This window comes from Mariniflexile maritimum (assembly GCF_009746565.1).
GTDB lineage: Bacteria > Bacteroidota > Bacteroidia > Flavobacteriales > Flavobacteriaceae > Mariniflexile > Mariniflexile maritimum.
On the sequence record NZ_WRPN01000009.1, the window covers coordinates 12,684 to 30,275 of the forward strand.

A 17,592-nucleotide genomic window follows, 5' to 3' on the forward strand; every position below is an offset into this window, starting at 1 on the left:
ACCGCACAAAAGTAAGCTTTTAACATCATATAGAAAACATAAAGCACTGTATTACTAATCTTTTAACACGGTTTTATTAAATATTCCATTATTTGTAAACAATTTCACAAAAAGTAGGCCTGAAGGAAAAGAGGCGACATTAATTTGGGGTGTCCAGCCAGATTGCCGTACCAATTGGCCCAAAGCGTTATAGATTTTTATTTCTGAAATTTGGGTGTGCTCGGGTTTTATAATGGTTAATTCATCTTTTGCCGGATTGGGGAATAGGTGTATCTGGGAGGAACTACTCAAAGCATCAACGCTTAAAGTTGTGGTGTTGTTTTTTGAAATTAAATCGGCATCGGGATCAAATGTGATGGATGCCACCGCAAAATTGATTTCTTTGATAACATCTTGATTGTTTTCGGTAATAATGAATGTTTCGTCTTGGGTTTCACCTAAAGTACCGGTAAACCTTATTTTTACCGGGGCCTCAAAAAAAGAAACCGATGCATCACTTTGTGTTTGCGAAACGTTTATAATTACTTGGTTTGAAGTGGGTTGGTGCCATTGAACGGCATAACTTGGATGCCCTTGTTGGTATATCCAATCGTTAAAGAACTCGGTTAAATTTTCGCCACTTGTTGTTTCCATTATGGCTTTGAAATCTTGGGTTTTTGCATAGCCATAAGCCAAATTTGGGGCACTTAAATAATTTTTTACGCCCTGAAAAAAAGTTGCATCGCCCAATTTTTGTCTAAGCATGTGCAACACCATGGCACCTTTATTGTAGCTTAATCGAGCACTAAAAATCCTATTTACGAAGCTTGTATCGGCATCTGTTAAATATACTGCACCATTGGTAAAAGCGGTTATATTGGAAATAAGATCTTGCCGCCAAGTTTTAAACGCTGAAGGGCCATCGAGGTTTTCAATAACCAATCCCGATAAATAGGTTGCAAAACCTTCGTTCAGCCAAATGTCCTTCCAGCTTCCACAGGTAATTTTATTGCCAAACCATTGGTGCGCCAGTTCGTGGGCAATTAAATTTCTGTCAAACCCACCCATAAACGATACTGTGGTGTGCTCCATGCCGCCGCCATAGCCAAATTGGGCATGTCCATATTTTTCGTTGGCAAATGGGTATTCCTCAAAAAGATTGGTGTATAAATTCATAATATCAACCGTAATGGGCGTACTGTTTTGGGCTACTGTTAAGTTTTCTGGATACACATAATTTACAATGTTGAAAGGTTTGCCGTTGTTGGGCACGGGGTGTGAATACACCTCATAATTGGTAACAGCAATGGCCACCAAATACGCAGGAATGGGGTAGCGATGCTTAAAATGGGTGGTTTTGTTTGCTCCGTTAATTTTTTGGCCTTGCTCTAAGCCATTTGAAACTGCTACATAAGCATTGTTTGAAGGATTGAAGGTAGGCGAGGTGATATACACATCCAAAGAATCTGCCTTATCGTTCAAATCTTGTTTACAGGGCCACCACGCCTTGGCGCCGTAGGGTTCGGAAAGCGTCCAGATTATAGGGTTGCCTTCATGTTGACTTTGCACAAACGAACCAAAACCAGATGTTATTGGGTTTCCTGAATAACTTATGGTTATCGAGTCTAAAACACCCTGATTTTGGGTTGTTGGCAGGCTAATTATCAATTCGTCGTTCGCATTATGGGTAAATGAAAGTGCGCTACCTCGCTGCGTTACTTGCGAAACGTTCATGTTGCTGGCTAAGTCAACAGTAATTTGGTTTAAATTTGTCGTGGCTTCAAAATAGGTGGTTACACTACCCGATATTTGAGCCACCGAAGGGTTTACGCTAACCTCTAAACGGTGGTATTTTACATCATAATTTCCAGTATTTGAATTGGCTTTAAAAAGCATTTGGCTTAATGCGGCCTTGGCCTCGGTTTTTTGTATGTGGGTGAATGTTTTATGATAATCCTGCGCCAATAACCCGAAAGAGACCAAACAGCAAACGTATAGCAAACATGTTTTCATAGATTTGATTTTTAGGTTTTTGTGTTAACGAATAGCAAATTAGGGCATTAAAATACTATTTTATTATGAATGTGTCGTATTTTTGCGCCATTATACACTGTTTCTCTTTAAATAACATCGTATGCTTTCCTTTTTTAAAGACTATAAACTATTCGCAATTGTTTTTCTGGTTTTATCCATCATCATCGTTTCAATTATTTACAATACTTTAAACGTGTACCAACCCTTGCCCATTTACCAACCATCTATGGTAAGTACCGAGTTGGTGGACAGCACCCTTCAATACAAAAAAAAATACCATAAAATAGCCAATTTCAAACTTATTAACCAAAACGGAAAGACCATAACCCAAAACGATTACAAAAATAAAATTTACGTTGCCGATTTTTTCTTTACAACCTGCCAAACCATTTGCCCGGTTATGACAAGCCACATGGCCGACATACAACAGGAAATTTTAAATGATGATGAGGTTATGCTGCTATCGCACTCGGTTACCCCAGAAATTGATACCGTTGCACAATTGAAACGCTATGCCATAGAAAAAGGCGTGAACGATGCCAAATGGAATTTGGTTACGGGCGATAAAAAACAAATTTATGAACTGGCACGAAAAAGTTATTTAGCCGTAAAGGATGTTGGCGATGGTGGCCCTTTTGATATGATCCATACCGAAAACTTTATGCTTATTGATAAAAAGAAGCAAATTCGCGGGTTTTACGACGGCACCAATCCGGAAGCCATAAATAAACTTTTAGAAGATATTAAAATCCTTAAACAAGAAAAATAGGTTTTTTTTTGTTGTTTGTTGTTGAGGCGTTGGCTGTTAAGATGTAAATCAACTTAACGCCTCAACAACAAACGACTTAACTTTAAAAAACCAAAACATTTAAACCTTTTAACCTTTAAACTTTAAACTTTTTAGATTACTTTTGCTTCTTTAAAATCAATCTAAATAAGTTGCAGCATACAATAGCCGATTTAAAACGTGGCGAACGCGCCATTATCTTGGATGTTTCATCCATACATATTCCTTTAAAACTCTTGGAAATGGGCTGTTTGCCCGGTAATTCGGTAGAACTTGTTCAGTTGGCACCGTTCAAAGATCCTATGTACTTAAATATTAACGGTACGCATTTGGCAATACGCAAAGAAACCGCCATGCATATTTTAATTGAAAAAGAAACATGAGCAAGCAGATAAATGTTGCCTTAATAGGAAACCCCAATACCGGAAAAACCTCTGTTTTTAATGCACTTACCGGCTTAAACCAAAAAGTGGGCAATTACCCCGGCATTACGGTTGAAAAAAAAGAAGGCGTTTGCAAATTGCCCCGTGGCGTAAAGGCCCATATCATCGATTTGCCCGGAACCTATAGCTTAAATGCATCGTCACTTGATGAAAATGTGGTTATCGAACTGCTCTTAAACAAAAACGATAAAGATTTCCCCGATGTGGCCGTGGTGGTAAGCGATGTTGAAAATTTAAAACGTAACTTACTGCTTTTTACCCAAATTAAAGATTTGGAAATACCTACCATATTAGTGATCAATATGGCAGATAGGATGCGCTACAAAGGGATTTCATTGGATATTCCGTATTTAGAAGCTCAGCTTCAAACAAAAATAGCCTTGATGAGCACCCGAAAGAAAGAGGGTATTGAAACCTTGAAAAATCTTCTTTCAAATTACAAGGATATTCCGGTTTCGGCATGCATCAATCCTTCAGATATTGATAAAGATTACTTTGAGAGCTTACAAAAGGCATTTCCAAACCAGTTATTATATAAACTGTGGCTTGTAATAACACAGGATGTAAATTTTGGAAAAACAGACCGAAATGAAATTGAGGCAGTTGCCAATTTTAAAACAAAAAGTAAGGCCGATTTAAAACGCCTGCAACAAAGAGAAACCGTAAAACGCTATCAGTTTATAAATAATGTACTTAAAAAAGGTCAGACCATTGATATAGCGCAGGCGAAGGATTTGCGCAGTAAGCTCGACCGCGTTTTAACCCACAAATTTTGGGGTTACATCATCTTTTTTATCATTCTCTTAACCATTTTTCAAGCCATTTACGATTGGTCCAGTGTGCCCATGGATTTTATCGACAGTACCTTTGCCTTCTTTAGTGAATGGACAAAAAACCATTTGCCCGAAGGCGCATTCACCAATTTATTGGCAGAGGGCATCATTCCGGGTCTAGGGGGCATTGTTATTTTTATTCCGCAGATAGCCTTTTTGTTTTTGTTCATTTCGGTTCTTGAAGAAAGCGGTTATATGAGTCGCGTGGTGTTTTTAATGGATAGGGTGATGCGCCGTTTTGGATTGAGCGGGAAAAGCGTGGTGCCCCTAATTTCGGGTACTGCCTGCGCCATTCCTGCTATTATGGCCACCCGAAATATTGAAAGCTGGAAGGAACGCTTAATTACCATATTGGTCACGCCTTTTACAACCTGTTCGGCTCGATTGCCCGTATATTTAATCATTATTTCGCTCATTATACCCGAGGGGCGGTTTTTGGGCTTGGGCTATCAAGCGTTAACGCTCATGTTTTTGTACCTTATAGGGTTTGCTACTGCGGTAATTTCGGCCTATATATTAAATAAAATATTAAAGATTAAAAGCAAAACATTTTTTGTGGTTGAAATGCCCAATTACAAATTGCCGTTGTTTAAAAATGTAGCGTTAACCGTAGTTGAAAAAACAAAATCGTTTGTGTTTGGTGCTGGAAAAATTATTCTTGCCATCTCCATTGTGCTTTGGTTTTTGGCATCGTATGGCCCCGGGGAAAAATTTAACAACGCCGAAGAAATTGTTAAAACCGAATATGCATCGCAGCAATTCACCGAAGAGGAAATAAATCAGCATATTGCCTCTTACAAATTAGAACATTCTTATATTGGTATTACAGGTCAGGCCATTGAGCCAATTATCAGGCCTTTAGGTTACGATTGGAAAATTGGCATAGCCATTGTAAGCAGTTTTGCTGCCCGCGAAGTGTTTGTTGGTACACTCGCTACTATTTATAGTGTTGGAAGTGATGATGAAGCCACCATAAAAAACCGTATGGCCGCAGAGGTTAACCCCATATTGGGAGGTCCTTTGTTTAACTTTGCGTCGGGAATTTCATTGTTATTGTTTTATGCTTTTGCCATGCAATGCATGAGTACCCTTGCCGTGGTAAAACGAGAAACCAATAGCTGGAAATGGCCCATATTGCAATTATTTATAATGAGCGGTTTTGCCTATATTGTAGCTTTAATAGCGTTTCAGGTATTGAAATAATTTTTTCGGATACAGGCATAACATGTAATGAAATGTGAACCATCCCGACCAACAAAAAGCATGAACACCATTATACAGAATATCCTTGTTTTTAGCGCACTGGCTTTTGCGCTTTTCTTCTTGGTTAAGAAATTCTTTTTAAAAAAACCGAAATCAAAAAAAGCATTTGGAGACCATCATGATTGTGATAAATGCCATTGATTTATTGAATGATTTCTATTCAATTTCCTTAGTACCGGGACTATAAGTTAAAACGCCATTAATAACGTTTGCTGGTTTGGTAAACGGATGCTCGGTTGCTTTATTTTCTCCCATAATATGCAAAACGTTCCAACCACTAACCTTCAAATAATCGGACACCATCGAGCGATGGCAACGCCACCAAACTGCTTCCGAACACATATAAACCGTGCGTTTGTTTAAGGCAATGGCCTCTAATTCCTGAATACCTTCCTTAAACGCATCCGTTTCCATATAATCGGCATAACTACGGAAGGCTGGATGCCTCCAAACCAAGTTTTTTGAATGTGGATTTAGCTTCCGCCTCCCGCCCAATTTCTTTAAATGTACATATTGGAAATTGTTTTGTGGCAACGAAATCTCTAAGGCTTCTTTGTTGAATTGTGGAAACTTGCGCGACCCAGGAAAGCTTCTAATATCGGCTACTATTTCAATTTTAAAGGATTCCAACATTGCTAAAAATGTTGCTAACGTATGGGTTGAATGTCCAATGGTCCAAATTGTTTTATGTTGTTTATTGGTATTCATGGTCATTATAAATGTAATATTTTTCAAAAAACAATCCGCCAAATTTGAGCCACTAAAAAAGTGACGATAAAACCTAAAATTACAGGCATTACCGATGCGAAAACCGTCCATTTTATACTTTTGGTTTCTTTATAAATGGTGTAAATGGTCGTACTGCACGGGTTGTGCAATAAACTGAACAGCATGAGGTTGATGGCGGTTAACAGGGTCCAACCACCCGCTCGTAAAATAGCACCCGTGGCGTTTGCAGAATCCAGTTCGAACATCACGCCCGCACCTGCACCTGCATCCAAGCCTGTTACCAAAACGGTTAGCATCAATATGGTAGGAATCACAATTTCATTGGCTGGAATGGCAACGATGTAGGCCAATAAAATAACGCCATTTAAGCCTAACAAAAACCCAAAACCATCCAAAGCGTCTATGGCCCATGCCGCAATACTTTCGTTGCCAATATGGATGTTTGAAATAAGCCATATTGCCGCACCCGCAGGTGCTGCAAATACAATGGCGCGCCACAGAACAATCATGGTTCTGTCTATCAATGAAGTGTAAATGGTTTTCCAAAAACGTGGCGGACGGTATGGGGGCAGTTCTAAATTAAAGGTTGAAACTTGTCCTTTCAATACTGTTTTCGACAATGCCCAAGATGTTGTAAACATAAAAAACATGCCTAAAACAGCAATGCCAATAACCGCCAATAACGAGGCTAAACTAGAAAACGACGATGGTGCAACGGCTCCAATAAAAATGGTCGCAATTAGTATTTGGGTTGGCCATCGCCCATTGCACAACGAAAAATTATTGGTAATAATGGCAATTAAACGCTCTCTGGGGCTATCAATAATTCGGGTGGCTACCACACCGGCGGCGTTACACCCAAAACCCATGCTCATGGTTAATGCTTGCTTGCCATGTGCCCCCGCTTTTTTAAACAAACTATCTAAATTAAAGGCAATACGGGGCAGGTAACCAAAATCTTCCAATAAGGTAAACATAGGAAAAAATATGGCCATAGGCGGCAGCATGACGGCAATAACCCAGGCAACGGCCAAATAAACGCCATCAATTAAAAAACCATCAAGCCACCAGGGCATGCTTATGGCAGCAGCTCCACTTTTTAATAACGGATGAATGGTGTCTAATAAAAGTTGCGCTAATAATGACGATGGGTAATTTGCCCCAACAATGGTGAGCCACAAAACCGTTGCCAATATTAAAAACATGATAGGGAACCCAAACGTTTTGCTGGTTACTATCTTATCGATTTGTCGGTCTAACCTGAAACGTTTTTTTGAGGTATCCACCTGTACCGAGTCGCTTACTATTTGGGCAGCATCGGCGTAAATACCTTCGGTTAGGTTATCATGGAAATCGTCGCCAATTTGCCAGCGCAATTCATTGGAAAGTTCTAAAATATGGTCTATGTTTTTGTGTTCCATAATGAAATTTATACTAATTCGCCCGTTTTTAATGCATTTATTATATGCGTATCACCTTCCAGTAACCTAAATGCTATCCATCGGCTATTTGGAATGTTGGGAAACTCCTTCTCAATTTCTGCGGAAAGCGTTTTAACCGCATTTTCAATATTATTGGGCACGTTTTTGATGCGATGCGGTTTGCAAATAATGTTGCCGTTGGCAATCTCGCTAATGGTATGGATTAATTCTGGAATGCCTTGGTTGAAACGCGCACTTGCGGCCACCACGGGAATACCCAAATCGCGCGCCAAAGTGCGCTCGTCAATACTAATATGGTTGCGCTTTGCCTCATCCATTAAATTAAGGCACAATACGGCCTTATCGGTAATTTCTAAAATTTGGAGCACTAGGTTTAGGTTGCGTTCCAATCGGTTGGCATCGGCAACAATAACCGTAACGTTTGGTTTTCCGAAGAGTAAAAAATCGCGCGCCGCCGCTTCATCCTCAGACGTTGAAAGCAATGAGTAAGTGCCCGGTAAATCGACCAATTTAAACTTTTGGTTGTTGTATTCAAAGCCGCCTTCCGCCCGTGTTACTGTTTTTCCGGGCCAATTTCCGGTATGCTGGCGCAATCCTGTTAAGGCATTAAAAACCGTACTTTTCCCGGTATTTGGATTGCCCGCCAAAGCAACCACAAAATCGAAATTGGTGGTATTTATGCCCAATTTTTTTAAGCCATCGGCATTAAAATGCACACAGGTTTCGCAGGCACTTTTTACTTTTGTATCCATGGTTCAATTTTTTTGTTCAGTTTATAATCAAACTTTATAACAGAAATATAAACAGTTGACTTTTAATTTTTTAAGTCTTTTTAGTTGCCAGACCTTGCAGGTTTTTGAAACCTTTGCGGTTTTTTCAAGTACTTACTCTTTTTTAATAAGAATTTTTGCCGCTTGGTCGTGGCGCAATGCAATGGAGGTTCCTTTTATTAAATACGCATTGGGCTCGCCTAACGGGTTCATCAAATCTATTTTGATGGTTGCTCCTTTTACAAATCCTAAATCCAGGAGGCGCCTTCTGCTTTCACCGCGACTTTCTCTTGAAATGCCTATAATTTTGGCGGTTTCATCTTCTTTCAAACTTGATAATCTGGCAATGTTTTCTTCTAAAACAACTTTTTCTTCCAAAAGTGCCACGGTTAAATTGGCAGCAACAATGGGTGCCAACCTAAATTCCTCACCTTCCGATTGAAAGGTGATGCGTGTGGCATTGTTTTCAATAACCCGAATTATGGACCCTATGTGAATGTTTTCTGCTAAAATCTGTTTATAGATAATTTCGGGTTCGTCCTCAATATGCGTAATCCTTCCAATGGCATTTACGGGCAGCAGAGGCAATTCCATACCGCTCACTTCTGCCATTTTCCCGGTGTGGGTAGGGATAGGATCGCCATGGGGGTCGAATTTTGGGTTTCCCAAGCGTGCTGCCAGCATGTTGGTTTCGTCATGGCTTAACCTGTGTTCCATCATTTCTGCCCTATCGTGCCATTCTTCTTTGCTAAATCCGGTTTTATCGGCCAAATAGCGTTCCCAGAGGCGGTGAACGCGCACAATTCTAAGCGCATAATCGCGTCCGGCTTCGGTTAATTTCAATACATCCGATTCAAAATAAATCAAATCGTTAATGGTCATTTTTTTCAACACCTCTATAATGTGATGGTTGCTAAATTTTAAAACCTGTACCAGTGTTTTGGTATCTATTTTGTTGCCCGAATTTTCAAAATGGTAAAGTTGCTTTAAAATATCTTCAATAATAACCTTTTCATTGCTCTTAAAATTGTTTTTTATAATCCAAAACCAGCCTTTTGTAGGGCGAAGGAGTACATATAAAATACCCGCTATTAGTAAAAAAAGCAACAAAGCTTGTATGGGGTTGTAGCTGTTCATGGTTAATGGCTTAAGTAAAGGTTTTTGGCGACTTCTTTTGAAATATTTATTGTATTGCTGTTGGTTTGTATAATCATTGAGCCATCAAACGGTTCAAAATCCATGATTTTGATGGCATCGCCCAAGGCCAGATTGGTTTTGTTCAAATATTTTAAAAATACGTCCGACGAATCTTTAACATGCACTAAAACGCCTTGGCTGCCCACTTCCATTTGTAAAATATTGATGCTTTTCGAAAGCGTGTAATTACCGTTTTTGTCGGGAATGGGGTCGCCATGCGGATCGTGCGTGGGGAAACCCAAAAAAGCATCCAGTTCGTTTACCAATTTCAATGATTTTATATGCTCTAACTGTTCTGCCACATCGTGTACCTCGTCCCATGAAAAGTGGAGTTTTTCCACTAAAAATACTTCCCACAAGCGATGTTTTCTAATTACCGAGGCGGCCGTTAAGCGCCCCAGGTTTGTGAGGCTAACTCCTTGGTACTTAACATAGTTGGCTAGGTTTTTATCGGCCAGTTTTTTAACCATATCGGTAACCGATGATGCCTTGGACTCTATTTTTTCGGCAATAGCGTTGGTGCTTACCGCTATGGTGCCTTGTTGCCCTAAGTGGTAAATGGTCTTTAAATAATTTTCTTCAGAAAGTGTGGTCATACTTCAACTTTAATATACAAAGATAGCGAATTTTATATTAAAGTAAATATTTTTTTAGGGGTGGCTAAAAATGAGTTTTGAATTATTTCAAATATAGTTTTGTTGTGAAAACACAATAGTGTATTTTTATAACCATGTATAATGTTGTGTAATATGGTTATAAAAGATTATTATTCTATTTCGGAAGTCTCGGAGATTCTTGATAAAAGTACTGAAACTTTAAGACGATGGGACAGCTCAGGAAAACTTCCTGCTGTTCGAGAACCCATGAGTGATTATAGAATCTATAAAAAAGAGCAACTTGTTTTATTCCCTAGGTTTAATGAGTATATAAATGGTTTTAAATTTTTGGGGAATCAGGTCAATCCCAACAAAGAATATTCTGTTTTAGAACTTTTTGCAGGTGCTGGAGGTTTAGGGTTAGGGTTGGAAAAAGCAGGTTTAAAATGTGTTGCATTGAATGAGATAGACAAATGGGCTTGTAAAACACTACGTCAGAACAGACCCCATTGGGAGGTATTAGAAGGTGATATTAAAAATTATGATTTTTCCAAATATGAAAGTAAAGTTGATATAGTAACAGGTGGTTTTCCTTGTCAAGCCTTTAGTTATGCGGGTAAAAAATTGGGGTTGAACGATACCAGAGGCACACTTTTTTATGAATTTGCTCGTGTTGTTGATGAAGTGAAACCAATAATTTGTTTAGGAGAAAACGTGAAAGGTTTGTTGAGTCATGAAAAAGGAAGAACTCTTGATGGCATGATTTCTGTTTTGGATGAAATTGGTTACAATGTTGTAACTCCTGTTCAGGTGCTTAAAGCGATAAATTATAAAGTTCCACAAAAAAGGGAACGTCTCATTTTAATTGGTGTAAGAAAGGATATTGATATACAGTACAAATACCCTTTGCCATACGACACTATCTACAATTTAAGTGATGCACTTAAAAAAGGGATATTGTTTGATTGCGATGTTCCAAACTCAAACGGAGCAACCTATCCTAAACATAAAAAAGAGGTTCTAGAATTAGTGCCCCAAAAAGGCTATTGGAGAGATTTACCTTTTGATATTCAAAAAAAATATATGCAGAAAAGTTTTTATTTAGGTGGCGGAAAAACGGGAATAGCCAGACGTATTGGTTGGGACGAACCTTGTTTAACTCTAACTTGCAGTCCTGCCCAAAAGCAAACCGAACGCTGCCACCCAGAAGAAACTCGCCCTTTTACGGTTAGGGAATATGCGCGAATACAAACGTTTCCAGATGATTGGGGATTTTCTGGACCTATTTCTCAACAATATAAACAAATAGGAAATGCCGTTCCAGTGAATCTTGCTAAAGAAATAGGCTATTCTTTAGTAACATTTTTAAATGAATGTGATAAAAAAAATCAAGAAAATTTGGCTTCAATTTCTTTGGCAAGTGCTTCAATGGTTTGATGCAATACTTTCGTCCCATCAACCTCTAGCGCTATTTCTCCAATAGCATCAATTAAATCGAGATAGAAGTCTTCTTTTCCTGTTAAGCGAAACCAGAATTCCTTTCCAATTAACACTGGGTAATTTTGGTTTATTCGTTTGTAATGCGAACTTAATTCGGAAGCCTCTCCATAAACAACACCAACTACCAAATCATTAATCGAAATATTCAAATTATTAGTTCTAGCTAAGTTCACAATGCCTTTAAAATGATTGAAAATAGTTTCAACATCGTCAAAATTTATGGTGTTGGGGCCTGATTTTAATTGACAATATTTTTTCCTTCCATCTAAAGCATCTATAAATTCAATATCAATTCCCGGAGTTGTAGAGCCAAAGCCTTCAAAAAGTTGGCTTATCAGTTTCTGAATTTGCATCCCAAAAGACGTATTAATTGAAGACCCTAGTATCCTAGGCAATACCAAAGCTTCAGCAATGCTCTTGGCATCGTCATTACCTTTCAAAAAATTAGCTAAATACTTCATTAAAAAAGGATTGATGTTGTAATTCTTTAATTTACTGGCTCTATTGCAAGCGTCAATAACATGTTTTTCAACTATCTCATTTCTAAAGAATTCCTTAGCTTTATTCAGCAATATTAATCTTTGATTTTCTTCCATAAGAATATTTTCAAGTCAAATATAAACTTTTAATTGGTTCATTTTATCTCAAATTTAACCGAATTGTATAACATTTAAAATAGTAATAACTTAGCTTCATGGCACAACACAACGAACTCGGTAAAAAAGGCGAACAACTGGCGGTTGATTTTCTATTGGAACACGGCTATGAAATTTTAGAGCGCAATTGCAGGTTTGCTAAGGCCGAGGTTGATATCATCGCCAAAAAAGAAGGCTTACTGGCTATTATTGAGGTAAAAACACGTTCAACAAACGATTTTGGAAATCCCGAGGAGTTTGTAAAGCCCAAACAAATACAGCGCCTTGTGAACGCGGTTGATACCTACATTATTGAAAACGAACTTGAGGTTGAGGCGCGTTTTGATATTATTTCAATTGTAAAAAATGGTAAAAACTTCCATGTCGAGCATTTACAGAATGCCTTTTATCATTTTTAATGCCTATTTCGGCACTTGCAACAATTCATTTTTTGTCAAAAAAAGCCTTTAATGCTTCTGTGTCGAAAGGTTTTGCTACTATTTTTTTGTCTTTATCAAGCACAAAATAGGCAGGGGTTAGTTCCACGCCATAATCGTCGCCAATGCTGTTGCTCCATTTGCCCAACCCTAGCATGTGTATAAAATTGGGAAAACTTTTTATTTTTTCTTTCCAAATTTTATCGTCGTCTTCCAACCCAATTGCAACTACCTCAATGCTCCCTGCTTTTTTTGTTTCTAGGTAAGTTTCCAATTTTGGGATGTCGTTTAAACAATGCGAACAGGTGCTGCTCCAAAAAACGATAATGTAGTGTTTGGCGGTGTTTAGCTCGCTAAGTTTTTTGGTTATTTTGGTTTTTCCTTTTATGCCGTCAATATAAAAATCGGGTGCTTTGTTGCCAATGGAAAGGTTTTTATATCGTGTTAAATCGTTAACCAACGTGGTGTCTTTTAACGATTTGGCAATGTCAATCAAGTAAGTCGTTGTAATATAATTGGCAACAGCGGGCAACTCCAAGTCGCGCATTTGCTGCCACAAACTTACCAATAAAATACGTTTTACGGTTGCAGGGGCACTTTTCATGGCCATACAGAAGGCATCGATGTTTGCTTTGTAATTGGCTATCTTGTCCTTTCCTTCAGCGGTCATCCCAAATATGTAATTGTTCATGCGTTCTTCCAAAAAACTGGAGCTTTGCAGCGTTTTATTGTTGAAATCTATATTATCAAAATAACGGGTTTTTAAATGGTTGATGTAGGTTTTAACATCTTCATATTTTTTTGGGATATACGGTTTGTTGGCTTTAATAAATTGAAGCGCGATGGTATTGGTGGCTTGTTTTTCGTAGCGTGCCTGGGTTTCGCGCTGCGTTTTAAAAATGGTGTTGAGGGCTGTGGTATCCTTTTTGTTTCCTCGGTAATAATTAGTGATGCTTTGCGTAACCATCGACATGCTTTTGGTGTACGAAGCCAATAATTTATTTTCGGAAGAAGTTTTGAACGTAACGCCCGTTTCTGCATTAAATGCCAGTTCAATATCTTCTTTGGCATTGTAAATTACATCGAAATTATAATCTTCCTGAGGCACTGCATATACAATACGGTAAATGCCCGCTTCTGCCGAAGCATCCAACTGGATTTGAAAACTTCCGTCGTTATTTATTTCGGTGTTTTTAATGTATTCCGAAACGGTTGGCGTTACCTTATACAATAGTACTACTTCATAATTTTTTGCTGGTGAAAACACGCCTTTTATGCTGTGTTGCGCCAAAAGAATGTTGGGTAATATGAGCAATAAAGTAACTATTTTGGATAACATGGGGTTTAGGTTATAGGGTTAAAAAGTTATAGGGTTATAAGGTTATAAGGTTAAAAAGTTATAGGGTTTAAGATACAAATTTTACGCCACAATGGGTTTTAGTACTTTTAAGGCTTGTTTTACCGATTTTATATTTTCAAAAGTAAGCATAAGGCGCAAACCGTTTCGGGTTTGTTTCTCTTTCATTTTGCAGGCAGTTGCGTTGGTTTGCACAAATTGTAACACTTTGGTAAAGTTGTTGCTTTGGTAAAAACTACTTTGTTGGTCGTTTATAAAATAGCCTATAAGTTTGTTTTGTTTCATCACAATTTTTTCAAAGCCCGCTTTGGTGGCAATCCATTTTATTTGAACGCTGTACAGCAAATCGCTTACTTGTTTGGGCAATTCCCCAAAACGGTCTATTAATTCGGTTTCAAATTTTTGCAGTTCTTCTTCGGTTTTTAGTTCGTTCAATTTGGTATATAAACTTAAACGTTCGGCAATGTTGTTTACATAATCATCGGGGAAGAGCAATTCAAAATCGGAATCGATGGTAACGTCCTTAACATAATCTTTCGTTTCATCAAGGTTGTCATAAAGGTCTTTAAACTCGTTTTCCTTAAGTTCTTCAATGGCTTCGTTTAATATTTTTTGATAGGTGTCGAAGCCAATTTCGTTAATAAATCCACTTTGTTCCCCACCCAATAAATCGCCTGCACCGCGAATTTCCAAATCTTTCATGGCGATGTTAAAACCGCTTCCCAACTCGGTAAATTGTTCTAAAGCGGTAATGCGTTTTCGGGCATCATCGGTCATTGCCGAATATTCGGGGGTAATAAAATAGCAAAATGCCTTTTTATTGCTTCGCCCCACACGACCGCGCATTTGGTGCAAATCGCTCAACCCGAAATTGTTGGCATTGTTAATAAATATGGTGTTCGCATTGGGCACATCCAAACCGCTTTCAACAATGGTGGTACTTACCAGTACATCAAACGCGCCATTCATAAAAGCCAGCATGAGTTCTTCCAGTTTTTTACCATCCATTTGCCCATGGCCAACACCAATTTTAGCGTCGGGCACCAACCGTTGTATCATGCCCGCCACTTCCTTAATGTTTTCTATACGGTTATGAATGAAAAATATTTGGCCACCACGTTCAATTTCATAACTCACGGCATCGCGGATGGTTTCTTCATTAAAACGAATAACATGACTTTCAATAGGGTAGCGGTTTGGCGGTGGGGTGGTAATAACCGATAGATCGCGTGCTGCCATCAAGCTAAATTGTAGTGTTCTGGGTATGGGCGTTGCGGTTAAGGTTAGTACATCTACATTTTCTTTTAACGTTTTTAGCTTCTCTTTTACAGCTACGCCAAATTTTTGTTCCTCATCAACAATAAGTAGCCCTAAGTCTTTAAATTTCACGGTTTTATTTACCAGTTGGTGTGTGCCTATAATAATATCAACACTACCATTTTCAATACCTGCCAGTGTGTCACTTTTTTCTTTGGCGGTTCTAAAACGGTTTACATAATCAACCCTTACCGGAAAATCCTTTAAGCGTTCCTTAAATGTTCTGGAATGTTGGTAAGCCAAAATGGTTGTGGGCACCAAAACGGCCACTTGTTTACCGTTATCAACCGCTTTAAAGGCGGCACGTATGGCGACTTCGGTTTTGCCGAAACCCACATCGCCACAAACCAAACGATCCATAGGGCGTTCGCTTTCCATATCGGCTTTAATATCGGCGGTGGCGGTACTTTGGTCGGGCGTATCTTCATAAATAAAGGAAGCTTCCAGTTCATGTTGCATATAGCTATCGGGGTTGTATTGATAGCCTTTTTCGGTTTTGCGTTTGGCGTACAGTTTTATAAGGTTAAAGGCAGTGTGCTTAACCCGCGATTTTGTTTTTTCCTTAAGGGTTTTCCATGCGGTACTGCCCAATTTATAGATTTTTGGCGGCTTCCCGTCCTTCCCATTAAACTTCGTGATTTTATGAAGCGAATGGATGCTTAAATACAGCACATCGCGTTCGCCATAAATTAATTTAATGGCTTCTTGTTTTTTGCCTTCCACATCAATTTTCTGTAAACCACCAAAACGCCCAATACCGTGGTCGATGTGGGTTACATAATCGCCAATAACCAAATTATTGAGTTCCTTTAGGGTAATGGCCTGTTTTTTGGCATAGCCATTTTTTACATGAAACTTGTGGTAGCGTTCAAAAATTTGGTGATCGGTGTAGCAAACCACTTGGTTATCATGGTCGATAAAACCTTGGTGCAATGATAATACGATGGTTTTATATGGTTTTACCTCCAAATGCGAATCGTCAAAAATATCGTGAAACCGTTTGGCCTGTTGTTCGCTTACACAGGCGATGTAGTTGGTGTAACCTTTATCAAAATGGGTGTTTAAATCTTCAATTAACAGGTTGAATTGTTTGTTGAAGGACGGTTGGGGCGTGGTGTTAAAAGTAATTTCGCTATTGCGGGTAGCGTGCAACGAAGCAATTTCTTCATTACGAACAGATTGCTTCGTTGCTCCCGCAATGGCGTTTGCGAAATAAGTTGTTGTGCCAAATTCAATAATCGAAAAATCCAGTAGCTGTTTTTTTAATGTGGCTGAATTACAGAACAATTCTTCTGGTTTTGCGTGTTTTATATCCGAGGAAAGGGTTTTAAAGGCCTGTTCCGCTTTGTCAAAAAAATCGTCAATTCTTGAAAAGAACACATCGGCATTTTTAAAACAAACCACTGTTTTTTGGGCCATGTATTGCAAAAAACTTTGTCGGTTATCCTGCAGAAGCTTGTTGGCAACGTTAGGGATGATGTTTATTTTTTTTATGTGCTCGATGGAAAGTTGCGTTTCTACATCAAAGCTTCGGATGCTGTCAACCTCATCGCCAAAAAATTCAATGCGGTAAGGTTGGTCGTTTGAAAACGAAAACACATCCACAATCCCACCGCGCACAGAGAACTCTCCGGGTTCGGTAACAAAATCAACACGTTTAAATTGATACTCGAACAACACTTCATTTACAAAATCGATGGACAATTTATCCTGTACCGAAATTTTTAAAGTATTGCGTTCCAGTTCTTTTCTGGTAACCACTTGCTCAAAAAGCGCATCGGGATAGGTAACGATGATGGCGGGTTTTTTTCTGGAATTGATGCGGTTTAAAACTTCGGCGCGCAATAATACGTTGGCGTTATCGGTTTCTTCTATTTGATAGGGCCTGCGGTAACTGCCCGGATAAAATAGTACATCCTTATCGTTACAAAGTTGCTCCAAATCGTTTAAATAGAATGCGGCTTCTTCCTTATCGTCAAAAACAAGTAAAAAAGGCAGGTCGTTTTTATTGAAAACACTTGCTATAACAAATGAAAACGAAGAACCTGCAAGTCCCTTTAAATGTATTCGGGCGTCATTTTTGGCAATGGCAGTTTGCAGATTTTGCACTTGCAAAGTCTGTAAATAGGTTTGAGAAAGGAGGGTTTTGCTCACCTAAAAATCGGGTTTTAAAGTGCAAATATAAGGTTAAGAATTCTTTTTTGAGAGCTTTGTGCCTAATTCGCAAAGTTTTTTTGGTACATGCAAAAAAGAAATATCGGTTCGTGTGCCCG

At 38.7% G+C, this 17,592-nt stretch carries 12 protein-coding genes and 1 pseudogene; 5 read left to right on the forward strand and 8 right to left on the reverse strand.

Annotated elements, in window-relative coordinates; translation table 11 throughout:
* Positions 1 to 54: 54 nt before the first annotated feature.
* Complete coding sequence (locus GQO80_RS11795) at positions 55 to 1,992, reverse strand: M1 family aminopeptidase (RefSeq protein ID WP_157208569.1); 1,938 nt, start codon at positions 1,990 to 1,992, stop codon at positions 55 to 57.
* A gap of 121 nt (positions 1,993 to 2,113) precedes the next feature.
* Here GQO80_RS11795 and GQO80_RS11800 point away from each other — a divergent pair, with 121 nt between their 5' ends.
* From GQO80_RS11800 to feoB (GQO80_RS11810), 3 genes are all read left to right on the forward strand, one after another.
* Entirely contained in the window at positions 2,114 to 2,782 is a 669-nt protein-coding gene (locus tag GQO80_RS11800) for an SCO family protein (RefSeq protein WP_157208570.1), read from the forward strand.
* Positions 2,783 to 2,952: 170 nt separating this feature from the next.
* Positions 2,953 to 3,183: a FeoA family protein gene (locus GQO80_RS11805; RefSeq protein WP_157208571.1), complete on the forward strand. Its 231-nt coding sequence runs from the start codon at positions 2,953 to 2,955 to the stop codon at positions 3,181 to 3,183.
* Positions 3,180 to 5,279: a ferrous iron transport protein B gene (feoB, locus tag GQO80_RS11810; RefSeq protein ID WP_157208572.1), complete on the forward strand. Its 2,100-nt coding sequence runs from the start codon at positions 3,180 to 3,182 to the stop codon at positions 5,277 to 5,279. Before GQO80_RS11805 ends, feoB (GQO80_RS11810) begins: the two co-directional genes overlap by 4 nt.
* A 216-nt stretch (positions 5,280 to 5,495) precedes the next feature.
* On the opposite strand, the gene GQO80_RS11815 is transcribed toward feoB (GQO80_RS11810), so the two are convergent.
* The 4 genes and pseudogenes from GQO80_RS11815 to GQO80_RS11830 all read right to left on the reverse strand — a co-directional run bounded on the left by GQO80_RS11815 (position 5,496) and on the right by GQO80_RS11830 (position 10,073).
* Positions 5,496 to 6,047 carry a DUF488 domain-containing protein gene (locus tag GQO80_RS11815; protein WP_157208573.1) on the reverse strand — a complete coding sequence of 184 codons (552 nt, stop codon included), beginning with the start codon at positions 6,045 to 6,047 and terminating at the stop codon, positions 5,496 to 5,498.
* A 23-nt stretch (positions 6,048 to 6,070) separates the two neighbouring features.
* Positions 6,071 to 8,262: pseudogene (feoB, locus tag GQO80_RS15970) on the reverse strand (ferrous iron transport protein B).
* A gap of 132 nt (positions 8,263 to 8,394) precedes the next feature.
* A complete protein-coding gene (locus tag GQO80_RS11825) occupies positions 8,395 to 9,417 on the reverse strand; it encodes a metal-dependent transcriptional regulator (protein WP_157208574.1) in 1,023 nt (340 codons plus the stop codon).
* 2 nt (positions 9,418 to 9,419) lie between these two features.
* The gene (locus GQO80_RS11830) at positions 9,420 to 10,073 is read right to left on the reverse strand and encodes a metal-dependent transcriptional regulator (RefSeq protein WP_157208575.1); all 654 of its coding nucleotides are present in this window, start codon (positions 10,071 to 10,073) and stop codon (positions 9,420 to 9,422) included.
* A 153-nt stretch (positions 10,074 to 10,226) separates the two neighbouring features.
* Between GQO80_RS11830 and dcm the strand changes: the two genes are divergently transcribed.
* Positions 10,227 to 11,510 carry a DNA (cytosine-5-)-methyltransferase gene (gene dcm / locus GQO80_RS11835; protein ID WP_157208576.1) on the forward strand — a complete coding sequence of 428 codons (1,284 nt, stop codon included), beginning with the start codon at positions 10,227 to 10,229 and terminating at the stop codon, positions 11,508 to 11,510.
* On the opposite strand, the gene GQO80_RS11840 is transcribed toward dcm, so the two are convergent.
* Positions 11,462 to 12,169, reverse strand: coding sequence for a PmeII family type II restriction endonuclease (locus GQO80_RS11840; RefSeq protein WP_157208577.1), 708 nt, complete (start codon positions 12,167 to 12,169; stop codon positions 11,462 to 11,464). The two genes, dcm and GQO80_RS11840, sit on opposite strands and share 49 nt — an antisense overlap.
* A gap of 98 nt (positions 12,170 to 12,267) precedes the next feature.
* On the opposite strand from GQO80_RS11840, the gene GQO80_RS11845 reads away from it, so the two are divergent.
* On the forward strand, positions 12,268 to 12,627 hold the full coding sequence (locus GQO80_RS11845) for a YraN family protein (RefSeq protein ID WP_157208578.1): 360 nt from the start codon (positions 12,268 to 12,270) through the stop codon (positions 12,625 to 12,627).
* A 25-nt stretch (positions 12,628 to 12,652) separates the two neighbouring features.
* Here the strand turns inward: GQO80_RS11845 and GQO80_RS11850 are convergent, their stop codons facing one another.
* Together GQO80_RS11850 and mfd are read right to left on the reverse strand one after the other, a co-directional pair.
* Positions 12,653 to 13,984, reverse strand: coding sequence for a TlpA family protein disulfide reductase (locus GQO80_RS11850; protein WP_157208579.1), 1,332 nt, complete (start codon positions 13,982 to 13,984; stop codon positions 12,653 to 12,655).
* Positions 13,985 to 14,065: 81 nt separating this feature from the next.
* A complete protein-coding gene (gene mfd / locus GQO80_RS11855; RefSeq protein ID WP_157208580.1) occupies positions 14,066 to 17,473 on the reverse strand; it encodes a transcription-repair coupling factor in 3,408 nt (1,135 codons plus the stop codon).
* Positions 17,474 to 17,592: the final 119 nt, after the last annotated feature.